This is a genomic window from Porphyromonas sp. COT-290 OH860, from assembly GCF_000768935.1.
In the GTDB taxonomy this organism is placed as follows: domain Bacteria; phylum Bacteroidota; class Bacteroidia; order Bacteroidales; family Porphyromonadaceae; genus Porphyromonas.
In genome coordinates this window covers 1-25539 of record NZ_JRAR01000033.1, presented here as the reverse complement: position 1 = coordinate 25539, position 25539 = coordinate 1, and the positions used below count along the sequence as shown (strand labels likewise).

Below are 25539 nucleotides of genomic sequence, written 5' to 3'. Positions count from 1 at the left end.
GAGATGGTTATTAAAATATAGACCATTTTATTTTTGCTTACCTTTGTTTCAAGCTGGCTTGTAGGGGGATTCATTTTGCAGATGCCTATTATATAGGGGGTGTAGGAGTTTAATGTTGCCACATAGGGGAGAGTTTTTGTAACCTTGGTATAGTGCCGTAGGTAAGACCCTACGCCAGATTTAATCCATAAAATAGAAGTGATTGCTGCGCACCGAGCTTAATTGTCCGAGCGCATAGATCTAGTGCTCAAGAATAAGGAAAATGATTTGTCGTAGACTTAACCAATGAGGTTTTGTCGTATGTTTAATATTAATAAAAACAAGCATGAAAAGGAAAATTTTACTCTGTTTGTCTTTGTTAGGCTCCTTAGTGAGCTTTGGCTCTGCTCGGGCAGAGAGCACTCGCCCAGAGAAAGGCAAATCTCCACTGTTAGTAGAGAGCACTGCCTCGGAAGCCCAAGACCCCCCTCTAGGCTTTGTGTGGGACAATGGTAGCAGCTCCAAGGGGGTGACTTTCTTCGGGGCAACTTTCGAAGATAAGTCTACCGCTCCCAGCATCGTTCGCCTATCGCCCAATAAGCCTACCGATATACATCGGCTTGGACCCGTGGATCCCTTAAATGAATTTAAAATCAAAGTGATACACTGTGGTGCTTACACGGGTAAGAAGTACGTTGGGTATATGACGATTTTGTACACCTACGAGATTCGTCCAGCACGTTTCGTGGAGATAGACACCCAGACGGGGGCTGTGAAAGTGCTCCGGAGCTATGACCATACTTCGCAAGAGTATAAAGACTGGCCAGTCATCTACGACATGACTTATGACCATAAGAATAATAAGTGTTGGGGGATAGCTCGCAGTAATCGTGAGGACAAAAAAGCCTATTCTACAGTGTACTCCATCAATACTGAAACTGGAGCATATACCAAGCAACAAGACCTCGAGTTCTATGTTTGGGCTGCCGCTAGTGATTATGATGGTAACCTAAACGTAATTGTGGCTAGACCTAACTCTAAGGGGGAATACGTGGCATCTGAGTTTCTTAAGCTGGACGCTAGCAATGGTTTCAAGGAGATTGCAGGCACAAGGCATGAGATCAAAAGGAATGGCTTTGCGATTGTCCCCTACTATACACATACTGCAGAGGTAGACCACACTACTGGAGATTTTTATTGGCTTGGTGCCGATAAGTCGGGTTTCCAGTATGTCTACAAGATTAATCCTGATACGGGTGAGCACAAGAGCTATGGTTCGGTAGGGTATGGCGATGTTATTACAGGCTTATATATCCCATACGAAACGGCAAAGGATCGCAAGGCTCCCGCACGTGTACAGGGGCTACAAGCTACTTATAAGAAAGGTGATCACGCCAAGGCTGTGCTTGCTTGGAGGAACCCAACCACCACTTGGGATAGGAAGCCTCTATCGTCTATAACGAAGATCACGATAGCACGCGATAAGAGGGATAATGTCGTTGGCGAGATTACCTCCAGTACCAAGGTTGGGGATAAAATGGAGTGGACAGACCCCAACTCAACCTCTGGGGTACATACTTACTATGTGACTGCGGAGAATGCTCAGGGTAAGGGTGTCATTGATAGCATTCGTTGCTACACTGGTGTAGACGTTCCCGGAGTTGTACAGAACTTAAGCGCACAGAAGCAAGGTGCTGATATCGAGATCTCTTGGAGTGCGCCAGCCAAGGGGGCACATGATGGCTTCATTAAGCCCGAAGAGGTGACCTACACCATCACTCGTATGCCTGACAAGAAAGTGGTGGCTACCAACCTCAAGACTACTACTTACAAGGACTCTAGGCTAGGCTTCGTGATGGCTTATTCCTATATTGTTACGCCCAAGAATACTATTGGCAATGGTGTGCCTCTAGAGACAGAGAAGATCGTGGCAGGTGAGGCCTACAAAGTGCCTTACTCAACCGACTTCAAGACATACCGAGATGGTGAGAGTTGGTCAGATCTTGATGCTAACGAGGACGGCAAACGCTTTGTCTATAGTGGCGGTGGAGCACCCGTTTTTGAGCGTATGGCGCTTGACCCTGCTGGCTACCAAAGGAAGTCCGACGACTGGCTCTTCTCTCCCAAACTCTCTCTATTGCGTGGTCGCTACGAGATCATTACCAAGATACAGCTCGAGGTCGCCAATACGATCCACGACTTCTCGATCAATATCGGCAAGGGTACCAGCCCTCAAGCTCAGAAGCAGCTCAAGAAGTTTGAGTACTATACGATGTCCTTGGCTCAAGATATCAGGACAGAGGTTGTGGTAGCTGATATCGAGGAGGACGGTGTCTATAATGTTGGTATCCACTGTACGAGCATCGGTAGCGCAGATGTGAGAGATCTCTTCTGTGTGCAGGGTGTTACAGTCAAGCGACTATACGAGAAGGATTTGGCGGTGAAGGATTTTGAGCTATCCGAGATCATCAATGAAACCCAAAACAAGGTTGTCGTTAGGATCTTGAACGAAGGGACAGAACCACAAAGTGCATACAAGGTGCGCCTGCTCGAGATGAACGGAGATCAAGCTACGGTGGTAGCGGAGCTAACGGAGGTGCCTACCGTTAAGTCCAAAGAAACGGTAGATTGTATAGTTAAGTACACGCCCAAGGGCAAGTCTGGCAAGATGCGCATCGCTGCCGAGGTAGTACTCTCTGGTGACGGTGAGAGAAGCAACAATCGCTCACAGACTCTCGACGTCAAGGTACTCAAGTCTGGCACGATGCCTTGGAGCCATCTGATCACTGACGACGTAATAGCACGTGAAACCACTATGCCTATTAGTTTCATGAGGCACTACTCTACAGGGCAGACTATTTACCCCGCCGAAGAGCTCGGATTCAATAACGATGCTACTATCTCTCGTCTAGCCTACGACTACGTCGGGGGTGTCGCAGTCAATACCCCAACCCCAGTCAAGATCTACCTAGGCAATGTTGATAACCCAGACCTTGCAGGGCTTAGCCCCCAAGAGGCTTGTGTTGATCCTGCTACGATGACACTTGTCTACGATGGCCATATTACGATCAAGAATGGTGTCGGTCGTCTAGAGTTTGATTTCCAGACCCCTTTCCAGTACAAGAAAGGTAAGCACCTCTGTGTGCAGGTATGGAAGGAAGCACGAACTTCCGACAATATTTTCCCTGCCCAGTATGCTATCTTCGGTAAGGGAAGTGGTGTCTTGCGGTCTGTGCGCTATATGGATAATAAATCTAGACTGAATCCTGCCGCTCCTACCCTCAGATCTGTACTGCTCCTTGAGTGGGTACCTCAGCTTCGATTGGCTGCCCAAGTCGAAGGAGAACCCGGCAGCGTTCAGGAAGTCTTGGTAGCATCGCCTATCTCCTACGATGCAGTACGCAGTACTCTGCTGCTAGGTGGCTTCAACGCTCGTGCAGTACGTGTCTATGACCTAGCTGGTCGCCTTGTGCTTGATAAGGCTGTTGCCACTGGAAGCGATGAGGTCGATTTGGGTTCACTTGCTCAAGGTCACTATGTCGCTGTCGTACATGGTGCAGATGGTACTATTGCTAGAGTTAAGCTCCACGTCAATCAATAACGATTCATACTTCGGTCAGAGGATAGAGCACTGCTCTATCCTCTGATATTTATCTATAGAAACTCATGAGAAAGAAACTTCTACTTTTGTCGGCTCTTCTAGCCTTCTCTTCAAATCTAGGGCTTGCTCAAGATCTAGGACGCTTCGTCCTAGGCAAATCGGAAATTAATGATACGCAGCTGCGTGCAGGCAAGAGTGAGCTACGTGCCGAGGACGATAAACTACGTGTCGGTTATGCCACGGATAGAGTGGATAGATCATTTACCCTACAGATGCATGGAGGTCCTATTGACTATGGTGCGGCTGTACTGCTCAAGGGAGATATCCTCAATAAGTATGTTGGCAATAAGCTCACCGATATCGTATTCTATCACGCCTCTAGCCCCAGCACTATGGGTTCGATGAGGGTCTTTGTGACCAAAGACCTACATGCAGATCCCGCTACCTATATGCACAGTCAGACTGTTCCAGATGTCAAGGTGGACTCGTGGAATACCATAGCCCTAAATCGAGAGATCACAATTGAGAAGGATACTCCCCTCTATATTGGCATGGTTGCCAGCTATAGCAATGCTGTCATGCCAGTCGTTAAGGCTTGCTATGAGCGAGGCTTCAGAGAGAGTAATGCAAACTTCTTTTTGGACCGATCTACGTGGTCGCCATTCGACCGATTCGGAGATGAAACCGACTACAACTTCCCCGTGTATGCCTACATCAAGGGCAACAATGTTCCGCTCAACGACGTAGGGATCCGCCGACTAGACGCATCAGACTTCGTAAGGCAGAACACACCTTCGGAGGCGTTCTTCCTAATGCGTAACTATTCTAGAGACAATGTCAAGAAGGTTACGCTCTCTGCCAAGTCTGGTGGCGTAGAGTTCCAGAAGCTGATCGTGGATAATATAGATGTGCCTACGGGCTTGGAGATGCGGATTAATATGAAGGGTATTCGCTACCCTAAGGAGGGTAACCACAAGATCGATTTCTCTGTGCTCTCTGTTAATGGAGGAGAGGATAAGGATGTCAAGGATAATATGCTCCCCAAACATGTTTTCGTGCTCAAGGAGGGGCGTGAGTTGATGCCCAAGAAGGTACTCTTCGAGCAGTTCACCGCAGAGTCGCATCACTCGATGCCTGTCGCAGACTCGCTCTATACCATTTCGATTAATAAGACTAAAGACGCAGTTTGGATCAAGCATCACATCTATGAAGATGCCTATGCTCTACCATACGTTGATGCCTATAAACTCTTCTTTGAGGGGGGGAGAACCTTCTTGCCTGCGATCGCTGTTAATAGGGATATATACCCCTATTTCGACGTGGAGAAGGGGCCTGCCTATTTCCTCAATAGCGAGTCTTTTGTTGATAGGATTATTCGGCTAGGTCTTTCGTTCCCTGCTACTATATCGGTCAAGGGTAAGGTAAAACTCAATCAAGATACTAATGTGCTTGATGTGACGATCGAGGGTGAGTCTGCTGCCAACGAACTCCCATTTACCAAGGATCCGCACCTGACGGTTATGCTGGTCGAGGACTCAATCAAGTCTACTACCCAGACAGGCAAGGCCGAGTACATTCAGAATGGTGTGGTACGTGCGGTCCTATCGTCTTCGGCATGGGGAGATAGGCTAGATGTGAGCAACTACACTTATCGCAAGGATTTTAGTATCAAGCTCAAAGATGAGTGGAATAAGCAGCATCTGCGCATCGTTGCTTTCGTAAACAACTATGGCGGCAAGTACGATCAGCTCAGAGTACACAATGTTGATGAGTTTAAGGTAATGAGTAGCGATAGTAGCGATGTGCTCCTGCCTATGGCTGAGCCCAAGGTGTGGTATGCCTCAGATGCTGTGCAGGTACCAGAGGGCTTCGACATAGTGGCGGTCTACAATCTCGCAGGCCTGCGTTTCTCTCCCAAGCATCTAGCAGCGGGACAGTATGTTGTGCAGATCTCTAATGGACGTACTACTACTGCTCATAGACTACTTGTCAAATAAAGACCTATCAAGGTTTGCGGATGTGTTACCACACATCAAATGCTACTTGGCTTGGGGTGCTGGTCCGGTACTAGCTTAGATATTAGCTTTGGGGCAGTAGCATTCGGGTGTATGCTGGGATACTCTATGGGGGCTGTGCAGAGATTCATGTTGTGTCACAGCCCCTTTCCTATTCTTTCTTACGTTAAAGCTTAGATTTATGAAGACAAACTTCTTACGCCGAGTAGCTCGAAAAACTCTACTAGGTGCTATGTCGCTCATTGTAGCGCAGGGGATTGTATCGTCTGCTCCCGCAGATCGAGTCATCCGCCTCTTTACTCAACCCGATGGCTCTACGGTTACCATCGTTTTGCAGGGTGATGAGCACTTCAACTATCATACTACGACTGATGGGTTTATGCTTTTTGAGGACACTGATGGTTACCTCAAGTATGCGACCCTCTCCGATGGGCACAATATCTCATCTTCTGCTTTCATCGCTCGTGATCCAGAAGATAGAACCAAGGAGGAGTGCATATTCTTGAGTTCTTTGTCTGCTCAGGACTTTAGGGCAGCCGTCTATCAAAAACGAGAGGCAAGCCCTCTGCGTGAGCATGCAGCGAGAGATAAGTTCCCTACCAAGGGGAGCCCCAAGGGATTGATCCTCCTAGTAGAGTATAGTGACCTTAAATTTAAGGTAAAAGATCCCCAGAAGCGCATCACAGCACAGATGAACGAGAAGGGCTACAAGGAGGGTGGTGCCACGGGTAGTGCTCGTGATTACTTCTCAGACCAATCTCATGGCCAGTTTACTCCCATATTCGATGTTACTGAGCCAATCACTGTATCCCGCCCTATGGCCTACTATGGGCAGAGAAGCCTCACGGGCCACGATGCCAAAGCGGCCGAGCTGATCAAAGAGGCTTGTGAGCTACTTACCAAGAGGGGGGGGATGGATTTCTCCGAGTATGATAATGACAAGGACGGCATTATTGACCTAGTTTTCGTCATATATGCTGGCTACAACGAGGCTCAGGGTGGCCCTAGTGCTGCTATTTGGGCACATGCTTGGACCATGACGGAGGCAGGCTACAAGGGCGTTAAACTCGGGGATCTTGCTGTAGAGCGCTATGCTTGCACCTCGGAGCTCAGAGGGGCTGTAGGCCGCAACCTAGATGGCATTGGGACTTTCTGCCACGAGTTTACGCATTGCTTCGGATTGCCCGACTTCTACGACACGGCTGCAGTCTTTATGGGTAACTATGGTGTGGGCACATGGAGCCTTATGGACCGTGGCTCGTACAACAACAACGCCAATACTCCAGCAGGCTATACCTCTTATGAGCGTATGTTTGTCGGTTGGCTCGAGCCCAAGCAGCTTACCAACCCAGAGCTTGTAACGCTCGACCCTATCAATACCCACAATCAAGCTTGCATTATATACTCAGACAAAAATCCTAATGAGTACTTCTTGCTGGAGAATAGACAGAAGACTGGCTGGGACGCACATATTCCCGGCCATGGTTTGATGATCACTCATGTGGACTACTCCAAGTCGCTCTGGGAGCTCAATGCCGTCAATCGAACAGGTACAGTCGAATATCCTCACTATCAGATTGTCACTGCAGATAATAGTCCCTCTTACATGACCGAGGAGGAAGACCTATTCCCCGGTCCTCTCAATAAGACTGAGTTTACCGATCAGTCTTCCCCCGCCTCTATACTATATACGGGCGAATATCTGGGTAAGCCAATTACGGGTATCACAGAGAAGGATAAGAAGATTACTTTCAGCTTCATGGGAGGGACTGTTGGTCTAGACGCTATCAATGATCGGGCTGTATCTATTTCTTTGAGTAGAGGTATGCTTCACCTGACCATGTCGGAGGCACAGCTTGTACGTGTGTATGGTCTAGAGGGTATGGAAGTGGTTAGCCTCATGTCCGCAGAGGGCAAGAATAGCCTGCCTTTGCCTACGGGTCAGTATGTTATACAGGTTGGCAAGAGAACCTATAAAGTGCTGATTCCCTAGGTAAGAGCCATACAGAGCTAGGCCCTACTAGCACAGAGCTCATTACTTCTAGATGCTGGTAATAGTAAAATAGCCGAAGCCCTCTATCGAACTAGTATTGTTGATAGAGGGCTTCGTATTGCTTGGCCATACGCTCTTGGCTGAGGTGTTCTCTAAGCCTCTGGTGTAGCTCTAGGGGGATCTTCATATTGCGGGAAGCCAGTAGTGCCTTGGCTAGAGCCTTGGCATCTCCTATTGGGTAGAGTAGCTCCAGTAGAGCTGGATCGTGCAGCATCAACTCTCTGTAGACGGGTAGGTCTGTTGCTACGACTGGTACCTGAGTCAGTAGTGCTTCGGCTACATTTAGCCCGAATCCTTCACTGTGTGAGGCTGTCACGAGGGCGTCAGCGGCTTTCAGGTAGTCTGCTACATTCGTCTTGAAGCCTAGTATCTGCACCTGTTGCTCAAGGCCTAGAGCAGCATTTCGGCACTCGCCCTCCAGTTCGCCTTGACCAATGAGGGCAAGCACACTATCCCTCGGTATTGCCTCTACACTCAATAGATAGACAAAGGCACGTATGATCAGTAGTGGATCTTTGAGTTTGGAGAGAGAACCACAGACAATCCATACTAGGCCCTGTGGTGTCACGCTAGGGAAGAGTTGTCGGCGCAGGATCATTCGCTCCTCATCGGGGAGAGGACAAAAGGTTGCCGTGTCTATGCCATTGAGTATCGTTACTACAGAGGTTGGGCTATCGCCTAGGCGATCAATACAGTAGCCCGCCACATGGTCGGTTATCCCGACGACCGCATCTACATGCTTTAGCCTAGACCACAGACGTGTATCCATATATCGACCTAACCATTTGCCTTTGCCAAAAGTGAAGTCTGCCCGACTGATGTTGTGCTGTGTAGAGATGCGTGCAAAACGTTTGGGTAGATGCGAAACGACGAGATCGGGGTGGTAGCCGTGTGCGTGCACAATGTTGGCTCCGTGTTGGTCTGCGAGGCGCATTACTTGTCTAGCGACGGTACTTGTCATCAGCTCTAGCTCTACGAAGCTGCGATTTAGGTAGTGGATCGAGATACCCATTTGTGCAAAAACCTCATCATATCCCTTGGGATCTTTGCCTCTGAGGCAAATGATAACAGGGGCAAATGTCCGACGGTCGATAGCTCGTATCAAACTCTCTAAGACGTGTACGGGGCCTAGCTTTGGTAGAGCGTTGATTACATAAATTATTGGGGTCTTAGTCATAGATCATATCTTCCTTGGGCTCCTTGGGACCTCGTCCATTCTTTTCGATCTTCTATTTTCTGCATGTGATTGGTAGGAGTAGTCAGGTCGTAGACTGTCTGGTAATGAGCGTATGGCTCTTCGGGATTGCTAATCTCCTTGAAGGTAAGTAGAGAGAAGCCTAAGAGAAAGGTTGCTGTGCCTATACGCCATATCCCACGATTATGTTTGAGTAAGAGAGGGAAGCAAATGAATATCATGGCGTATGGGTAGAGCATCAGTCTTAGCCCCGGCTCAAAGGTAGAGAGAATGTTGTACATACATACAGACAGTGCGATGGCTTGCACACCAAAGGTCGCTCGTTTGTCTAACTCTCCCCCCCAACCACTGCGGATGGCAAGAAAAGAGGCGAATAGATTTAAGAAAATCTTATATAACCCCGATATGGTTTGGGTAGCTGTTTCATCGCTTGATAGATAGAGGGCATACCTCTGTGGTATGAATGATCCGAAGGCATCGAGTAGCATAGGGAAGAGAGTGAGGCCTGTGACGAAGCTTACCCCTAGAGCTAGTAAGAGCAGCCATCTGGAGTACTTACGGTAGACAAGAAAATAGAGAGCTAGAGATAGAATTGCCGACGAATGGAAAAGCGAGGCTAGCAAAACGCTGCCGACAAATCGGATAGGTTTGCGATCGACCATTAGAGAAGCAGAGCCAGCGAAAACCATTGAAACCGCTAGGCATTGGCGGATTGTATTGAGAGACTCGAAGAACCCTTTATATATAAGTACGTAGGTCAGTATTCCCCACACCCAATCTATTCGCCAACGTCTGAAGCCGTATAGCATTAGAGCGTAGGTAAGTCCCGCAATCCACATCAGCCAGAAGTGCAGAGGCATACCTAGAAGATCCCGACAGATATGATTGATGAAGCCCCAAGAGAACTCAAGATACTGTGCGCTACTACTCATCGGGTCCGTGTAGGCGTTGAGATAGACGAGATAATCTCTACCGGGTCCCACACGTAAGCCCGAGAAAAGTGTAAGCAGTACCCACACCAAGATCTGGCAGATACGCTCACTCTGGCGATAGAGTTTGGCAGCCAGTAATAGCCCAATGAATATACTATAGAAGATGATGTAGTATGTGAGCGGACTCATAGAGCGGTTGGGTGCTGGGCTGGGTGTCGCTTTTAGCTAGCTTCTTGCTCCATTGGTAGGACTGAGGCAATGCGTGTACGTGCCTCTTGAGCAGATGCCATGATATTGCGTGGAGCTTCGCCGTAGTCACACGGAGAGAAAGGCGCATGTATCGTTAGGCGAATGCGATGTGGTTTGACCAGCTTATGTCCACGCTTGAGCACATCAAACGCTCCATCTATGGATACTGGCAAGATGGGTGTATTGAGCTGGCTTGCCATGATGAAAGCTCCTTTCTTGAAGCGAGTCATCTTACCAGTGATTGTTCGGCTCCCCTCGGGGAATATGAATATAGAATTGCCACTGGAGAGGACGGCTTGTGCCTGCTCCATAGTTTGAGTGATAGAGGAGGGTTTGGTATCGTCCACGAAGATGAAACCTGAGGCCTCACAAGCTTTACCTACGAAAGGCATTTTGCGCAGCTCTTCCTTGAGAACCCACTTAAACGGTAGGTCTATGTATCCGTATAGGACGAAGATATCGAAAGCACTCTGATGATTGGCTACAACAACGTAGGTTTCGTCCTGCTTGGGTAGGTATTCTTGTCCCTCAACCGTGATAGGGCACCAATGTAGAGCCAAGGAGGCTTTAGCCCATAGGCGACCGACGTATCGAGTTGCCCAATGCCCATAGCCAACCATACAGCTTAGGATAATTGTCAACGAACAGATAATCGTCGTGAGCACAAAGAGAGAGAGGCCCACAGGGAAATAATAGAGGTAAAATAATACTCTACGCATATCTTGACATGGTTTAATCAATAGAACGAATGATTGATACGCTGATTAGCTGTGCCTCGGAGCCATCAGGTGCATAGACACGTATATGATAGATACCGCTGGGTAAGCGCACGCCTTGGTTGGTATAAGTGTCCCAGCGGTAGCTTTGGTCCACCGACCTCGCTTGATGTACTAGACGACCGCTAGCATCACTGATGTGGATATTTGCTCCTGCAGGCAAGCTTTCTAGGGTAATGCCGTCAGGGTGCTCGGGACGCAGTGGGTTGGGATAGGCAATAGCGCTTGGGCGCTTAGTCTGATTTTCGGGACTCGTGGCTGTTTCCAGTACATTAAGCCCAAAACCAGTGCCGATGTACAGCAGTCCTTTGCCTTCGTCTATCGCTAGGCTAAGTATACGATTGTCTAGAAGAGGGCTGTTGTCCTTGTGGTAGTGTCGCAGCACTTGGAGCCCATCTTCCGAAATCAGATACAGACCACTGCTCTCGGTGCCTAGCCATTTACGGTTCATCGCATCAACTGCGATGGTGGTGATGGGAACGTTGTCTAGCACATAAAACAAATTTGGGGCTTCTCCACCAATAGGTCTAGATACCGTAGGAGGACGAGAGGCTTGAGGTGTGCGTCCGGGGTTGAGTACAGAGAAATAGCCTATATTGGAGCCAACCCATAGAATGCCTCTACGGTCTAGAGCCAATGCTGTTAGCTTAGAGAAGCTAACACTACGCCCACTTAGCTCTGTCATGGTAGAGTAGTGCGCCGAGGCGTCGTCCGAGAGATCGTCTGTACCATGATCTTGATAGACGAATACCCCCTCGCCGTGGTCGGACTTGTGACTGTCAAGCAACCACTTTGTGCCGTTTGGTAAGACAATATGCGTGTGAAAAGAGTTAGTTCCCCTTATCGCAGGATAGTCATACGCATACCACTTGCCCTCTGGGCTCATGCGAGAGATAGCGCTGATGCCCATTCCTTCGGCTCCGCCTTGGGCCATCCACAGGTTGCCTCGTCTGTCGTAGGTGAGACTTCCGACACGCACATAGTGTGGAGAGCCTAGGACGGCTGAGGCCAATGTGCTATTCTCTTCGTGGAAGCGGTTCACGAGCTTACCGTTGTAGAATTCGTACAACCCCTCGCCCCAACTAGCCACATAGTAGTGGCTAGCCTCTCCGTCTTTGTGTGGTAATATATCTATTGGGTCAAGAAAGGGAACACCGGATTGAGCTTCGACATCTGTATTTAGTAGGGCTGACCAATGTTTGCCGTCAAATAGCTGCACAACGCCTTGAGTCCGGAAGCGATCTGTTCCTCGTCCGCCATTGACGGTATAGAGGTGTTTGCCTTTGTGCTTCATCGCATAGAAGACATTCGAGGCTGGCCCTTCTATTGTAGGCTTCAGCATTTGCCGATCCCAAGCATCGCCCGTACGTCTAAAATGGGCTATCTCACTGCCTCCTGTTGCCTGCCAGATATGTCCTTTCTGGACGCTCCCAGTTGGCAAAAAGTCGCCAGAAGAGGCACCAATGAGGTGTACGTTAAGATCTTCGCTTACCGAAAAGATAGAGGAACTCGAGAGCACGAAGAGCTCAGTGTCACTGGGGATTAATTTCGTGATCTTGGCTTCGTGGGGTAATATCTTAGCTCTCTGTTCTTGCAGATGGTAGAGAATACCATCTGTTGCGAGCCCTATGAGTGTGGTACCAGCATAGCCAATAGCCTGCCATTTGGCCTTTTTGTTCTCGGGTTGTAGTGTTACCGATCGCCAAAGGCTAGGGTCTTGTAGGTTATCTGCGAGCAGGCCTATCTTTATGTTCGGTCCCTCTACGCAGGCAATCTGCTTGCCATCGGTGCTGATTGCAATTGAGTTGATAGGACGATTGCTCCTGTACGTTGCCTCGATCTGTCCACGGGCGACATTGAGTTGTATAATGCCGAACTCGCCTGCTAGCCAAGCTCTCTCTCCATAGATGCTAATCTGGTATAAGGCTCGGCGTGTCATTTGGTTGGAGGTCTTGAGCGCATCTATATGCTCTACTCCCTTGCTGGAGAGTAGATCTATCCCTCCAGAAGTGTAGTAAATAATTAAGCGCTTGGCCGCAGCGCACCATGCGATTTGGCTGATCCCAACATCGCTTAGCCCATTTGCTCTATCATAGAGGTCTACTTGGTCGGCATTGTCCAGTCCGATTGAGTAGAGGCTACCGTCTGCGACGGCAAACAAATGCTTCTCGGCAGCGGCAATACTCGTCGTATGCTTGCGTACTACCCAAGTTTGCCAAATACTTTCCTGCCCAGAGAGCAACAGTGGAAAACTGAGCATTAGGGCAAGAATTAGTTTGCGCATAGGTACTCGGCTAATGAAGTTACAGCCTTGGCTCTGTGGCTTATTTTGTTTTTAATCGTTTCCCCGAGGCTTGCGAAGGTCTGATCGTAGCCCTCTGGGCGAAAAACAGGGTCGTACCCAAAGCCTGTAGTACCCTCTCTCTGCTCGATAATCTCTCCTCGGACGCAGCCCTCGAATAGATGCTCCCCACTATCGTCTATCAAAGCAATTACCGTGCGGAAAGCTGCAAGGCGAGGAGTCGGGGTACCCTCCAGTTCTCCTAGAAGCTTGATGATATTGTCTTCGGGGCTACAATGCTCCCCAGCATAGCGAGCAGAGTAGACGCCGGGAGCACCTCCAAGAGCCTCAACCTCTAGCCCAGTATCATCGGCAAAGCAATATAGTCCGTACTTATCGTATATGTGGCGAGCCTTGATAAGGGCATTCCCCTCGAGCGTGTCGGCTGTTTCTGCTATATCATCGTTACAGCCGATGTCATTGAGGCTAATAACCTCCACTTGCCCTGCCAAGATCCCACGTATCTCATCCAACTTGTGTGCGTTATTCGTCGCAAACACTAGTTTTTTCATTACTTTTGTTTATGGAGTTTTGTATCTTAAACCAACAAATTATACTTGCCTAAGTGGAGCAAAAAACCAAAAAGTTAGGCAGACAAATATAACTATTAAAGATGGATATCGAACAAATTAGGGACTTCTACCTCAAGTTGGATTACGTATCCGAGAGCTTCCCTTTCGATGATACAGTCTTAGTTTTTAAGGTTGGGAGCAAGATGTTTGGCTATATTCCCTTAGACAGAGAAGAGCCCTATATCTGCCTCAAGTGCGATCCTGATCGAGCCATTGATCTCAGGGCGCACTATGATGCGATTGAGCCAGCCTACCATATGAATAAGGCACATTGGAATGGCCTACATCTACGTCGTGGCCTACCCAGAGAGCTCGTGCTTGATCTGGTGCAGCACTCCTACGATCTAGTTTGGCGTGGTCTGACCAAAAAAGAGCGTGAACGCCTAAAGAGTACAGCCTCTAATCCATAGAACAGTTACACAGAATACATACGGAACTATTATGACGACAGACAGATTTCTCTTCCTAGACGAAGCGGCTAGCACCAATAGTTATCTCATGGAAATGCTCCAGCAGGATCGTAATCTACCACAGCTATTCGCTGTAGTTGCTCGTAACCAAACTCACGGGCGTGGCCAGAGAGGCAATTCGTGGTACACCTCGGCAAACAAAAACCTCACATTCTCTTTCCTAATACGCAACGGTTACATTGCTCCGCAGGACCAGTATGCCGTAAGTGAGTTAGTGGCCTACGGCCTGCTCAAAACTATCGCACGCTACCTTGACGAAGATCAAGCCTATAAGCTCAAGATCAAGTGGCCCAACGATATCTACTACGAAGATAAAAAGATCGCAGGTATCCTTATTGAGCACAGTATCACAGGCGAGCATATAGATTACTCTGTGGCGGGCATTGGTCTCAATCTCAATGAAGAGTCTTTCCCAGCAGATATACCTAACCCTATATCACTTAAACAGATTACAGGGGAGAGCTACGACCCAGACGAAGTACTTCGCCGTCTGATGAAGCGTTACGGCTTTATGATTGAGGAGTTTCTTCTTGGGAACTATGCGGAGGTGCACCGTGAATACATGCGTCGCCTCTATCGCCGCCGAGGTTTGCACCCGTTTACAGATGCCCAAGGTCACTTCTTGGCTTCAATCAAAGATGTACTCCCTACCGGGCAGATTGTCTTGCAGAGAGAGGACGGTGCGGAGTCTACTTATGCCTTCAAGGAGATACAGTTCGATGCTGAGTAAGCCCGACCTTGCATTTATCCGATCGCTCAGCAAAGCCTCCGAGCGCAAGGTGCATAATCTCTTCGTCGCCGAGGGGATCAAGCTTGTTCATGATATGCTTGGCAGCTTTGCCTGCGCACTGCTTATTGTCAAGCCCAAGGAGTACAATCTATTGAGTAAGCGTATAGGCGAGCTGCCCCTAGAGCTACGCCCTGAGAGTTGCGAAGTAGTAAGCGATAGCTTCGATTTCTCCAAGATTAGCTCTCTCAAGTCACCTCAGGCTACTCTAGCTCTGTTTCATCTGCCAGAGCTCAGTGTAGAGCGCTTGTATGCTTCCCAAGAGCTAGTTATGCTTCTAGATAATGTACAAGATCCCGGCAATCTAGGTACAATCATTCGTACAGCAGACTGGTTCGGTATTGGCGATGTCGTGCTCAGCTCTGGGTGTGCTGATCCATTCTCTCCAAAGGTAGTACAAGCCACAATGGGGGCACTCTGTAGAGTGCATACTCCTAGGCTACAAGGTGACACTAGAGATTTTCTTGCACACTACCGAGGGCTGATCTATGGGACCTTCCTAGACGGGGAACCCATCTATCAAATGGGGTTGTCTACCGACATTCCCGACGGACAACTCCTCGTCATGGGGAATGAAGGGAATGGCATTAGTCCAGAAGTTAAACCCTATATCTCAAAGCGCATCTATATCCCACCTTATTCGTCCGATGGTATGGGGAGCGAGTCTCTCAATGTAGCCATAGCTACAGCGATCTGCTTGTCAGAGTTTAGGCGAGGGGTAATGAAATGAGCAAAGGGGCTATGGCAAAAGTGAATTTTGCCATAGCCCCTTTTTAGGTATTTCAGAATACGTAAGATGGAAGGCCCCAAGCCCGAGGTTTGGGGGAGCATACTGGTGTATCTGACCCCAACTGATGGCCGAGCCCATGCAGAGCAAATGTCGTAAGTGGCATTGCAGTTGCACGCACGATGCATTCCTCCATTTATGAGCCCTAGTCTATTACCTCAAATTGCTCTAGAGATAGATAGCTTCCGTCCCAGACTGCGTACGAGTTGTAGCGTAGCCAGTCGCCAAGTATTATTACTCGTTTGTCGTTGCGTAGCGCCATATCGAGCATCAGGTGTCGATGCCCAAAAAGGAAATAATCAACCTCGGGTATCTCTTGGCTATACTCCTTGGCCTTGGTGACGAGTAGCTCCTTCTCGACGTCGAAGTACTCGTTGTGGTAGGCGTGGGGGATACGCCCGATAGTTTGGAGCTGCAGTCCTCTACGCCGGCTGCGTAGAGAGAGCGACTCGGCTAGTCCTACGGTCCAGCGAGGGTGAACAGCTGCATAGAGGGCTCTGCAAATGCGCGACCTAAAGATATGGTAAATCAAACGATCCTTCCAGTTCTCTTGACTGTATTCTTCGTCGCCATGGGCAAGGCGGAAGGTCTTGCCCATAAGCTGTACGATCTCTGCTCTATGATGAATGGTGGCACCAATCTCTCGTGGTAGATAGTCGGCGAACCAAACGTCGTGATTGCCTGCGAAGAAGTGAATTTCTATACCCTCATCGCTCATCAGTCCAAGTAGTCCGAGGAAGCGAACATAACCCTGAGGAACAACCTTGCGGTACTCGAACCAATAGTCAAATATATCTCCAAGGAAATAAACTGCCCGAGCCGAGGGGCGCACAGACTCAAGCCACCGCACGAGCCGTCGCTCTACTGCCATAGGATCTGCGTGATAGCCCGAGCCTAGGTGCACATCACTGACGAAGTAGATCTTGTCCCTTGTCACAGCCAATGCCCTAGAGGAAACCTAGCTCGAGGAGGGCTTCCTCGCTCATCATATCCTTATTCCACTCGGGCTCGAAGGTCAGCTCCACGGCTACGCCCGTTACTCCATCTACATATTCGGTTTTCATCTTCACGTCCTCGACGATGAAGTCTGCCGCAGGGCAGTTGGGGGCGGTGAGGGTCATTGTGATGGTGACGAACTTGTTATCGTCTACATCTACATTGTAGATTAGTCCCAAATCATAGACATTGACAGGGATTTCGGGGTCATATACAGTACGTAGCATGGCCACGATCTGCTCTTCCATTTCTAGATATTGATTGCTCATTGTTGTAGCTAATTGATTGATGAATGAGGCGCAAACTTATCCTAAATCCACAAAATAGACAAAAGCCTACACTGGTCGAAGCCAGAGTAGACCAAGGATAATAAGTGCTAGGACGAAAACGTTGCGAGCCGTAAGGGCTAGAGTTCTATTGAGCGCCTCCCCTTCGCTTCTCTGCAAGGACCTATGTGCTTGCAAGAAAGATAGTATATAAATCTGTAGTAGTACCCAAGACCATGTGGAGAAGAGCGGGTAGAGTAGTCCCATAGCCAGCAAACCATTGGTCATGTAGAGTCTGGGGGCGAAATCTCGCCCGAAGCGTACGACTATAGTGCGCTTGCCTGTTTGGCTATCTTCGGCGTAGTCCCTATAGTTATTGACCAAGAGGATATTGGCACTGGCTAGACCAATAGCCGTAGCTAGATGCCACAGCGTAGAGTCTAGAGGATCTCCGCCGAGTATATAGTAGCTCGTGACTACTGGTACCCAGCCGAAAAAGATCAGTACGGCTACCTCGCCAAAACCATTGTACGAGAGAGGATAGGGACCGCCCGAGTAAGCAAAAATGCCAAGCACAATAGCCAAGCCTACTAGCAGTAGCCACCAAGAGGACATCGCTATGAGTGAGAGGCCGCAAGTCAATAGCACCACTAGGCTGACGGCTAGAGCAGCTCTGACCTCTCTCAGACTGATGAGCCCCTTACTCAGAGGGCGTAGTGGTCCTGTTCTGTACTCTGTATCCGCTCCACGCTTATAGTCAATCAGATCGTTGGCGATATTGCTGGCGATTTGTGCGCTGACGGCTAGCAAGATTAGGAGTACTGAAATGAGCCAGCTCGAGTGACTTTGGCTATAGGCGTAGCCGATGGCCACGAGTACCGACGATAGCCCGGAGAAGAGTGTCTTGGGGCGAAGTAGACCAAGCCAAAGCTGAGGTCTGGAGTAAGTGCTCATACCCTAGGGCTTAGACTGTCTTATTGTTGGCTCAAAGAGATGCTCATTCAGGGCAAGCAGAGCTTTGCGCTTATCCTCGGCATCTACCAGTACAGATAGATTGTAGTCGCTACCGCCGTAGGAGATCATCAAGACTGGTACTTCCCTCAGTGCGTATAGGATTTGTGCCTCGAAGCCTACATTCTCCCATTCCATATCGCCTACCACACACACGATAGTTAGGTTATGCTCTAGCTCTAGAGTGCCAAGAGCCTCGAGCTCTGCGATGAACTCAGGAGTCAGCCTGCCACGCTCCACAGCAAGCGAAACGGCTACCTCAGCGGAGGCTACCATATCAATGGGGATACGGTAGTGCTCGAAGAGACCGAAAACCTTACTCATAAAGCTCCAAGGCGTCATCTGATGGCTGGAGCGTAGACGTATCATTGTTAGCTCGTCCTTGGCTGCCACGGCCTTGATCAGATCCTTGTCTGTATCTGTCGAGATAAGTGTGCCGGGAGCCTCGGGGGCTAACGTATTAAGCAGTCGAACGGGGATAGACTTAGCTTGTGCAGGCTTGATGCAAGTTGGGTGGAGGATTTTAGCGCCGAAGTAGGCCAGCTCCGCTGCCTCCTCGAAGCGGAGGCGACGGACGGGAGCCGTAGCCTCAACGAAGCGAGGGTCATTGTTGTGCATGCCGTCAATATCCGTCCAGATCTGAATCTCGTCGACCTCTAAGGCTGCCCCGACGAGCGAGGCGGTGTAGTCGCTACCCCCACGTTGTAGGTTGTCGATATCGCCGAAAGCATTGCGGCAGATGTACCCCTCGGTGATGAATAGCTTAGTGTCTTTGGGGGCCTTGTCTATGATAGCACGCAGATGCTCTCTGATGTAGTCTTCGTCTGGCTCTGCATTTTTGTCTGTACGCATATACTCCAGAGCTGGTAGCCCCACGGCCTTGTAGCCACGATCGGCAAGGTGCCCAAGCATCATCGCTGTGCTCAGTAGCTCGCCTCGCGCTAGTATCTTTTTCTCGTCGAAGAGAGTAAAATTCTCCACGTAGCAGATCTGCTCGAGGAAAAAGAACGTTTCATTCACTATGGTCCAGTTACGGTCATAGCTCGCAGGATCGGGGAAGAGAGCCTGCGTTTCGATCTCATACTTACGTTTGAGCCTAGTAAGCATCGTCAGGGCCTCGTGCCTATGACGTGCTACAAGCTGTCTACTTATCTCCACGAGCATATTGGTAGTGCCAGCCATGGCTGATAGCACGACTAGCTTAGGCTCTGGGGTAGATGTTATCAAATCAGCGACGTGTCTGATGCGCTCTGCGGAGGCAACCGATGTGCCTCCAAATTTCATAACCTTCAACGAAGTAATTCTTTATGTTGTGAAATGATCAATGATTCCAGCGGTAATTACTCTAGCGTAGCGAGCTAATATCTAAGATGCGAGCGGGGAAGCGCTGTATGACCGATAGGTTGTGCGTGGCCATCAAGACGGCTGCGTTAGTTTCTTGTGCAAGGCGATGTAGGAGCTCCGTAATGGCGACACCACTATCTGGGTCCAAGTTACCCGTAGGCTCATCGGCCAGTAGCATACGGGGCCGACCAAGCAAGGCTCGGGCAATAGCGGTGCGTTGCTGCTCCCCCCCCGAGAGTTCTTGAGGGTACTTGTAGCCCTTGGTTTCTAGGCCTACGTCTGAGAGGACCTGCTCGATGCGCTCACGGCGCTCTTGCCCTCGCTTGACGCCTAGGGCGCATAGGACGATGTCTAAGTTATCGTACACTGTTCTGTCCTGTAGTAGCTGGAAGTCTTGGAATACGATACCAAGGCTGCGTCTAAGCTCTGGGATTTGGCGCTTTTTGAGGCGTGTGAGGTCGAAGTCGAATAGCCGAGCCACCTCCCCTCGCACGGGTACATCTGCATAGATTGTCTTGAGCAGAGTGCTCTTGCCTGCCCCGACTGCTCCAGTCAGATAAACAAACTCCCCGGCCTCTACCTGCAGATCAAATTGGTCAAACAAGATATGTTCGTTACGACAGATCTGTGTTTTCTTATATTCCAAAACTACATCTCGCTCGCTCATAATTCATCTATAATTAGCTTACAAACTTACACAAAACTCTTCAGATTTGAGCAGTTTGTTCTCCCTGTGGCTATCAAAAAGGGCGTGACAAAGCCTCCCTTCGCCACGCCCTTGCATACTATATTATCCCCTGTTCTAGAGCATACGTTGGCTACGCTGTATGAAGCGAGCCAGTGCCTCGCCCGTCAGTAGTCCACTCCCCAGTAGAGCTAGATCTACCAGTTGACCGACTAGGTCGTTGCCAGCGCCATAGGCCTTGAGTTCGTTCTTGATCGCTCCCTCTAGCTCGGCTTGCTTGTAGGCTAGATCCTCAAGCGCCTGCTTGTCTGCTGCTGGTATCTCCTCGTCTTTCTTGCCTTCTTGCTCCTTGCGTGCAGCCTCTACCTCGGCCGTCTTGGCTGCTAGTTCATCTCGCTTAGCTTGCAGACCTACTTCGATAGCCTGAGCTTCGTCGTCGAGGATACGGCGTACGAGCGGGTGATCGGCGTTGAGTACTACATTGTAGCTCTCTGGCATCTCACCATAGAAGCTCATACCCGGCTGCATCTTGGCCATCTCCTGCATACGGCGCATGAACTCGGCCTGAGTGATCAGTACGGCATCAGCCTCTGCCCCCATAGACTCGATAGCTACATGGTAGAGCTTTTTCTCCTGCTCGGGTAGACGACCTGCGAAGATCTGCTCCAGACGAGCCTGCTCCTCGCTAGTTAGGGCAATAGCCTTGGCGTCCTCTTTCACGATGAGTTTAGCTACAGAGTCTGAGTCTACACGCACGAAGCGTACCTTCTCGAGCTTCTGCTCCAGTTGTCCTACGGCATGCACATCTAGAGGGCCGTCCATCAGCAGCACTGAGTAGCCCTTGGCTTCAGCTCTCTGTATGTGGCTGTATAGTGCATCTTTGTTGTCGGCGTAGAGGATCACGAGCTGACCATCTTTGTCTGTCTGCTCAGCTTCGACGAGGGTACGGTATTCCTCGATTGTGAACTTCTTGCCTGCTACGTCGGTCAGTAGTACGAACTTCTGAGCTCGGTCGTAGAACTTCTCGTCGCTCAGCATACCATACTGTACGAAGATCTTGAGGCTATCCCACTTCTCCTCGAAGAGAGGGCGATCGTTTCGGAATATTTCGTCTAGACGATCGGCCACTTTCTTGGTGATGTGATTAGAGATTTTCTTAACCTGAGCATCACTCTGCAGATAAGAGCGTGATACGTTGAGCGGAATATCTGGCGAGTCGATCACTCCATGCAGGAGCGTCAGATACTCAGGTACGATACCCTCTACCTCCTCGGTGACGAAAACTTGGTTGCAATAGAGCTGTATCTTATTGCGCTGTAGCTCCATCTGATTTTTGATCTTAGGGAAGTACAGAATCCCCGTAAGGTTGAAGGGGTAGTCTACGTTGAGATGAATCCAGAAGAGGGGCTCCTCCATATTCATTGGGTAGAGCTGACGGTAGAAGGCTTTGTAGTCCTCGTCCTTCAGTTCGCTAGGCTTCTTGGTCCATGCAGGGTGGGTATCGTTGATTTGGTTGTCCTCATCTGTGTCCTGCATCTTGCCATCCTTCCATTCTTGTTTTTTGCCAAAAACGACGGGTATAGTGAGGAACTTGCAGTACTTGTTGAGCAGAGCCTCTAGGCGTGACTTCTCTAGAAACTCCTTGCTCTCATCGTCTATGTAGAGGACAATATCCGTACCACGATCGGTTTTATCTACCTCTTCTATTGTATACTCGGGCGATCCGTCGCAGCTCCACTTGACCGCTTGAGCTCCCTCACGGTGGCTCTTGGTGATGAGGTCTACATGCTTAGCTACCATGAACGAAGAGTAGAAACCTAGACCGAAGTGCCCGATGATGGCAAGCTTATCGTCTTTGTACTTGTCTAGAAACTCCTCTGCGCTAGAGAAAGCAATTTGATTGATGTACTTGTCTACTTCCTCTGCCGTCATGCCGATACCGCGGTCGCTCACGGTGATGGTGCCAGCCTCGGCGTCTACGGAAATCGTTACCTTGAGGTCGCCTATCTCTCCCTTGAACTCGCCAGCAGAACTCAAGGCCTTGAGTTTCTGCGAGGCGTCTACTGCGTTGCTGACTAGCTCACGCAGAAAAATATCGTGTTCGCTGTAGAGAAATTTTTTGATGACGGGGAAGATGTTCTCGCTCGTTACCCCAATCTTACCTTGTTTGCTCATACTTTCGTTCTATTTTAATGTTGTATTTGTTGTCTGGGCAAGGTAAGCGCAAACACGATGCCAACGGGAGGTATGTGTCAATATGTCATAGTATAGATGTCAGTAGCTGCTGTTCCGGCACGTCAAGTAGGGTAGGTGGAGAAGAGTAGACGCATCGAGTCTAGAGTAATCCCAGTAGGTGATGAATGATGTATCTAGAGTGGCAGAGGCGTAGCGGGAGATGTTGAGGGCTAGCCTTCGAGAATGGACGTAGCGGTGTGCTACTAGATCGAATTATTTTGAGCTCCCCAAAATTTAGATTTTAGGCCAAGTTTCAGAATGTTGGTGGGAAAATCTCTGTGTGCTTGGGGTGTAAAAGTGTAGATCTCGTATTTGCCCCCTAGAAGGCCCTGTATTACGTTGGGCTATGTTTGGGGGCTTACCCCTCCAGCAGTTGCAAAGGGTGGTCTAAAGAGAGGTTTTTATATCTATTTGTTAATCAGCATTGTGTGTTGTTTGTTTAGGCGGCTTTATGGCTCCATAGTGCACTTTCGAGGTATTTCTTCCCATCAATCTTTATGGGTTGGTGGACACATCGCAGAGGATTAGTCCATCAATCCCTCAAGATCTTCCCATCAATTCTTCTTGTCCCTTTGGAGAGCCTTAACGGAATGCTTGGTCATACGATCAAATTTGGGAGTTATTTTGTTTGTATTCTTTAACAAATAAGTAGGAGAATGAGATGCCGGTTGGGTGCTCTATTGGGGTATAGTGCGTGCTATGTTGGGGGCTGGGCAGGGCTATTGCTTGCGATGCATGGTGCTACTACTAGAGAGTTCCTCTTTCCTATGGATAGATTGGGGTTGTTATGGCGCCTAATCTCCTTGTATTTCTGGAGAGAAGTGTATATCTTCGTGTGTTGAGCCATTTACCGATCAAGTCGTACGATATTTAGTGATCACATCGTTCATCTAGCTACTCTATAAATCATGCAACAGGACTCCACTCAGGCGCACTTCTCCAATCATCAAATTCCGTTGGAGTCTGTAGATCAGCTCTCTCAGATCTCTTTTAGCCCATTACTCCCTCGTTATATTCAGGTTATCCGTATCAACTTCGTTTTGCTGTGGCTCTTGGGGGCAGTTGTGTTTGCAGTAGTATTGGCGATAGTTGAGTTGGAGCTCTCGGCTCTTCTGTGGTTACTGTTAGCTTTGGGCGCTCTGTGGTGTTTAAGTTTGGGGATTAGTCTGTGGGCAATCTCTTTGAGCTTCTCACGCAGAGGCTATGCCGTTCGTGAGCATGATATTAGTCATCGCTCGGGTGTGTTTTTCGTCAAGACCGAGACAATCCCCCTTGATCGTGTGCAGCAGGTCAGTCTATCTCAGAGTCCTATAGCTCGCTTGCTCGATTTCTATACTGTGGAGGTAGATGCGGCAGGCGGTGCTTCTTGCCGTATCAGAGGCCTAGAGGCGAGTGAGGCGGAGGCACTACGTGACCATATTTTGTCCCAGATACGCCATGACTACTAGCTACGATTTTAGTCAGAGGAGTAGGCTAGGTCGCACTGCGATGCTGGCGATGTTTCTGGAGTTTTGCTATGGGTATATTTGGCTCATAGCCCTCTTCCTATTGGGGCTTGTGAGCGGAGTGTTTGATGTCGATATGGCTGGTTGGTCATATTGGCTACTCGTGCTGTTCTTACCGCTGGATCTCGTGAGGGCTATTTGGCTTGCTTGCAGTACTCAGTTTTGGGTAGAACGCGGTATGCTACATGTTGAGCGTAATTTTTTCTTTCGTCGAGAGGCATGCACCATTCCTATAGATCGTATTCATAGCCTAAGATCTAGGGTTAATCTCCTCTATCGTGCCCTAGATCTAGAGGGCTTGGTGCTAGATAGCGTCGCTAGTATGAAGGAGGAGGTTACACTGATCTTGCCCAATAAACAAGCCGAAGCTCTGCGTCAATGGGTAAACCAGCAGGAGCATCTGCTCGACTCTGAGTTCGACTCCTCGGCCGAGATCTTAGCTGCAGACTGCCCAGTGGGCGTATCGGCCCATCTTGCGGAAGTTGCATCTGTGGCTCTGAGTTTCTCCTCGATAGACAAGTCTTCTGCACAGATGACTACTGAAGAGCAGTGCTGGAGCTATCGCTACTCGCTTCGGCAGATCATTTTGGGGGCCTTGATGCAAAATCATTTGCGAGGCCTCGTCTATATTTGGTTTATCTTCTCTTTTGTCTTCGACACAATCTCCGACTTAGACCTAGGTTTCTCCCCAGATACTTTAGCTCCAGATGCGGTAGGGTGGCTCGAGAGTCAGGTTGAGGTTGTCGAGCATGGGTCGCAGATAATATCATTTTTACTTATTCTTTTGGCTGGGTATGTAATTAGTGTGCTGCTACTGGTCGGTCGTCATATCTATCTCAATTATCATGCAGAGATTAAGGTTTGGGGCAATCGTGTTGAGTGGACTGGAGGTTTGGTTACGACGATGTATAAGAAAATTCGCTTCTCCAAGATTATCACCTTTACGATTAAAAGGAATTATCTAGAGCGGATCTTCAATACTTCTTCTGTGTGTCTTGGGGTTGCGGATTATGCCCTCGATACCGAGCAGCGAGAGGCTGGGCTAATTAACTTGAATGCCTTCGATGATTACGATCGTTTGCTTCATCATTGGGGAGGTGGTAGAGAGTGGATTATCCCTAAGCTACATGCCCGAGTGGGGCTTTTCTATACTCGATTGTCTTTTTGGTTAATCGTATCTGTCTGTGCATCAGCCTTGCTTTGGGATTTCGGGAGTGCGCTAGCAGGAACAGTGGTTGGGGTATTGCTATTGTTTGTTGGAGCTCTGCGTAGCTATGGTATATATAGGTATAGTGGTGTAGCTGCAACTGATCGACACCTTGTTGTTTCTAGTGGTGCATTAGCTGAGATTGATACTTGGATCCTCATCGAGCGGGTAGAGCGTATGCGTATCACTCAAGCTCCTTGGCAGAGGTATACTAATGCGTGTGCGCTCAAAATCGATACGATGGGGCGTGACTTTGTGCTAAGATCGCTTGACAAGACTGAGGTGGAGCACCTCATTGAGGTCTGGATTTACCTCTCCAAGTCTTCTCGTGAGAGGCCCGTGTAGCTGAATAGTAGGGGAGGGAGAGTCGATATGGGCAAAGCAATAAAGGAAATGTCTGGCGTTAGATGAGAAATTTTTCTTGGGTTCTAATTATTTGATATTTATTGTTTTGTTTGTGTTTTAGTGGAGTGTAGTAAAAATATTTTGCTGTAATATTTGGTTTGTAATAAAGTTTTGCTCTATCTTTGCAA

At 49.0% G+C, this 25539-nt stretch carries 19 protein-coding genes; 8 read left to right on the top strand and 11 right to left on the bottom strand.

What is annotated here, in order from left to right:
• The first annotated feature begins 325 nt into the window (after positions 1–325).
• The 3 genes from HQ41_RS03560 (at position 326) to HQ41_RS03550 (ending at position 7588) form a co-directional block, all read left to right on the top strand.
• A complete protein-coding gene (locus HQ41_RS03560) occupies positions 326–3580 on the top strand; it encodes a fibronectin type III domain-containing protein (RefSeq protein WP_152567324.1) in 3255 nt (1084 codons plus the stop codon).
• A 65-nt stretch (positions 3581–3645) separates the two neighbouring features.
• On the top strand, positions 3646–5577 hold the full coding sequence (locus HQ41_RS03555; RefSeq protein WP_044188008.1) for an Omp28-related outer membrane protein: 1932 nt from the start codon (positions 3646–3648) through the stop codon (positions 5575–5577).
• A gap of 199 nt (positions 5578–5776) precedes the next feature.
• Positions 5777–7588 (top strand): M6 family metalloprotease domain-containing protein, encoded by a 1812-nt coding sequence (locus HQ41_RS03550; RefSeq protein ID WP_044188006.1) that lies wholly within the window; start codon positions 5777–5779, stop codon positions 7586–7588.
• Between the two features lie 91 nt (positions 7589–7679).
• Here the strand turns inward: HQ41_RS03550 and HQ41_RS03545 are convergent, their stop codons facing one another.
• The 5 genes from HQ41_RS03545 to HQ41_RS03525 are packed head-to-tail and all read right to left on the bottom strand — an operon-like array spanning position 7680 to position 13653.
• Positions 7680–8825, bottom strand: a complete 1146-nt coding sequence (locus HQ41_RS03545) for a glycosyltransferase (RefSeq protein WP_044188004.1) — start codon at positions 8823–8825, stop codon at positions 7680–7682.
• A complete protein-coding gene (locus HQ41_RS03540; protein ID WP_044188001.1) occupies positions 8822–9964 on the bottom strand; it encodes an EpsG family protein in 1143 nt (380 codons plus the stop codon). Before HQ41_RS03540 ends, HQ41_RS03545 begins: the two co-directional genes overlap by 4 nt.
• Before the next feature lie 32 nt (positions 9965–9996).
• On the bottom strand, positions 9997–10743 hold the full coding sequence (locus tag HQ41_RS03535) for a lysophospholipid acyltransferase family protein (protein WP_044188000.1): 747 nt from the start codon (positions 10741–10743) through the stop codon (positions 9997–9999).
• Positions 10744–10756: 13 nt separating this feature from the next.
• Positions 10757–13084: a FlgD immunoglobulin-like domain containing protein gene (locus HQ41_RS03530; protein ID WP_152567323.1), complete on the bottom strand. Its 2328-nt coding sequence runs from the start codon at positions 13082–13084 to the stop codon at positions 10757–10759.
• Positions 13072–13653 (bottom strand): non-canonical purine NTP diphosphatase, encoded by a 582-nt coding sequence (locus HQ41_RS03525; protein WP_044187996.1) that lies wholly within the window; start codon positions 13651–13653, stop codon positions 13072–13074. The genes HQ41_RS03530 and HQ41_RS03525 overlap by 13 nt, the downstream gene beginning before the upstream one ends.
• Before the next feature lie 101 nt (positions 13654–13754).
• On the opposite strand from HQ41_RS03525, the gene HQ41_RS03520 reads away from it, so the two are divergent.
• Genes HQ41_RS03520 through HQ41_RS03510 form a run of 3 tightly spaced genes read left to right on the top strand, consistent with a single transcriptional unit; the run spans position 13755 to position 15700 of the window.
• Complete coding sequence (locus tag HQ41_RS03520; RefSeq protein ID WP_044187994.1) at positions 13755–14123, top strand: MmcQ/YjbR family DNA-binding protein; 369 nt, start codon at positions 13755–13757, stop codon at positions 14121–14123.
• A gap of 31 nt (positions 14124–14154) precedes the next feature.
• Complete coding sequence (locus HQ41_RS03515) at positions 14155–14913, top strand: biotin--[acetyl-CoA-carboxylase] ligase (RefSeq protein WP_044187992.1); 759 nt, start codon at positions 14155–14157, stop codon at positions 14911–14913.
• On the top strand, positions 14879–15700 hold the full coding sequence (locus tag HQ41_RS03510; protein WP_369794216.1) for a TrmH family RNA methyltransferase: 822 nt from the start codon (positions 14879–14881) through the stop codon (positions 15698–15700). Before HQ41_RS03515 ends, HQ41_RS03510 begins: the two co-directional genes overlap by 35 nt.
• Positions 15701–15902: 202 nt before the next feature.
• On the opposite strand, the gene HQ41_RS03505 is transcribed toward HQ41_RS03510, so the two are convergent.
• The 6 genes from HQ41_RS03505 to htpG all read right to left on the bottom strand — a co-directional run bounded on the left by HQ41_RS03505 (position 15903) and on the right by htpG (position 22234).
• On the bottom strand, positions 15903–16700 hold the full coding sequence (locus tag HQ41_RS03505) for a UDP-2,3-diacylglucosamine diphosphatase (RefSeq protein ID WP_044187988.1): 798 nt from the start codon (positions 16698–16700) through the stop codon (positions 15903–15905).
• 4 nt (positions 16701–16704) lie between these two features.
• Entirely contained in the window at positions 16705–17022 is a 318-nt protein-coding gene (locus tag HQ41_RS03500) for a metal-sulfur cluster assembly factor (RefSeq protein WP_044187985.1), read from the bottom strand.
• A gap of 66 nt (positions 17023–17088) precedes the next feature.
• The gene (gene menA, locus HQ41_RS03495) at positions 17089–17973 is read right to left on the bottom strand and encodes a 1,4-dihydroxy-2-naphthoate octaprenyltransferase (protein WP_044187983.1); all 885 of its coding nucleotides are present in this window, start codon (positions 17971–17973) and stop codon (positions 17089–17091) included.
• A gap of 3 nt (positions 17974–17976) precedes the next feature.
• Positions 17977–19323: an aspartate kinase gene (locus tag HQ41_RS03490; protein ID WP_044187981.1), complete on the bottom strand. Its 1347-nt coding sequence runs from the start codon at positions 19321–19323 to the stop codon at positions 17977–17979.
• A 52-nt stretch (positions 19324–19375) separates the two neighbouring features.
• Entirely contained in the window at positions 19376–20020 is a 645-nt protein-coding gene (locus HQ41_RS03485; RefSeq protein WP_235316900.1) for a cell division ATP-binding protein FtsE, read from the bottom strand.
• Between the two features lie 156 nt (positions 20021–20176).
• On the bottom strand, positions 20177–22234 hold the full coding sequence (gene htpG / locus HQ41_RS03480) for a molecular chaperone HtpG (protein ID WP_044187977.1): 2058 nt from the start codon (positions 22232–22234) through the stop codon (positions 20177–20179).
• Positions 22235–23202: 968 nt separating this feature from the next.
• Between htpG and HQ41_RS03475 the strand changes: the two genes are divergently transcribed.
• Positions 23203–23742, top strand: coding sequence for a PH domain-containing protein (locus tag HQ41_RS03475; protein WP_081964746.1), 540 nt, complete (start codon positions 23203–23205; stop codon positions 23740–23742).
• On the top strand, positions 23732–25351 hold the full coding sequence (locus tag HQ41_RS03470) for a PH domain-containing protein (RefSeq protein ID WP_044187973.1): 1620 nt from the start codon (positions 23732–23734) through the stop codon (positions 25349–25351). Before HQ41_RS03475 ends, HQ41_RS03470 begins: the two co-directional genes overlap by 11 nt.
• Positions 25352–25539: the final 188 nt, after the last annotated feature.

Coding starts and splice junctions, on each gene's coding strand:
- HQ41_RS03555 (WP_044188008.1), top strand. CDS start 3,646: ATGAGAAAGAAACTTCTACTTTTGTCGGCTCTTCTAGCCTTCTCTTCA.
- HQ41_RS03510 (WP_369794216.1), top strand. CDS start 14,879: ATGCCTTCAAGGAGATACAGTTCGATGCTGAGTAAGCCCGACCTTGCA.
- HQ41_RS03475 (WP_081964746.1), top strand. CDS start 23,203: ATGCAACAGGACTCCACTCAGGCGCACTTCTCCAATCATCAAATTCCG.
- menA (WP_044187983.1), bottom strand. CDS start 17,973: ATGAGCACTTACTCCAGACCTCAGCTTTGGCTTGGTCTACTTCGCCCC.
- HQ41_RS03515 (WP_044187992.1), top strand. CDS start 14,155: ATGACGACAGACAGATTTCTCTTCCTAGACGAAGCGGCTAGCACCAAT.
- HQ41_RS03545 (WP_044188004.1), bottom strand. CDS start 8,825: ATGACTAAGACCCCAATAATTTATGTAATCAACGCTCTACCAAAGCTA.
- HQ41_RS03470 (WP_044187973.1), top strand. CDS start 23,732: ATGACTACTAGCTACGATTTTAGTCAGAGGAGTAGGCTAGGTCGCACT.
- HQ41_RS03535 (WP_044188000.1), bottom strand. CDS start 10,743: ATGCGTAGAGTATTATTTTACCTCTATTATTTCCCTGTGGGCCTCTCT.
- htpG (WP_044187977.1), bottom strand. CDS start 22,234: ATGAGCAAACAAGGTAAGATTGGGGTAACGAGCGAGAACATCTTCCCC.
- HQ41_RS03520 (WP_044187994.1), top strand. CDS start 13,755: ATGGATATCGAACAAATTAGGGACTTCTACCTCAAGTTGGATTACGTA.
- HQ41_RS03525 (WP_044187996.1), bottom strand. CDS start 13,653: ATGAAAAAACTAGTGTTTGCGACGAATAACGCACACAAGTTGGATGAG.
- HQ41_RS03550 (WP_044188006.1), top strand. CDS start 5,777: ATGAAGACAAACTTCTTACGCCGAGTAGCTCGAAAAACTCTACTAGGT.
- HQ41_RS03530 (WP_152567323.1), bottom strand. CDS start 13,084: ATGCGCAAACTAATTCTTGCCCTAATGCTCAGTTTTCCACTGTTGCTC.
- HQ41_RS03540 (WP_044188001.1), bottom strand. CDS start 9,964: ATGAGTCCGCTCACATACTACATCATCTTCTATAGTATATTCATTGGG.
- HQ41_RS03560 (WP_152567324.1), top strand. CDS start 326: ATGAAAAGGAAAATTTTACTCTGTTTGTCTTTGTTAGGCTCCTTAGTG.
- HQ41_RS03500 (WP_044187985.1), bottom strand. CDS start 17,022: ATGAGCAATCAATATCTAGAAATGGAAGAGCAGATCGTGGCCATGCTA.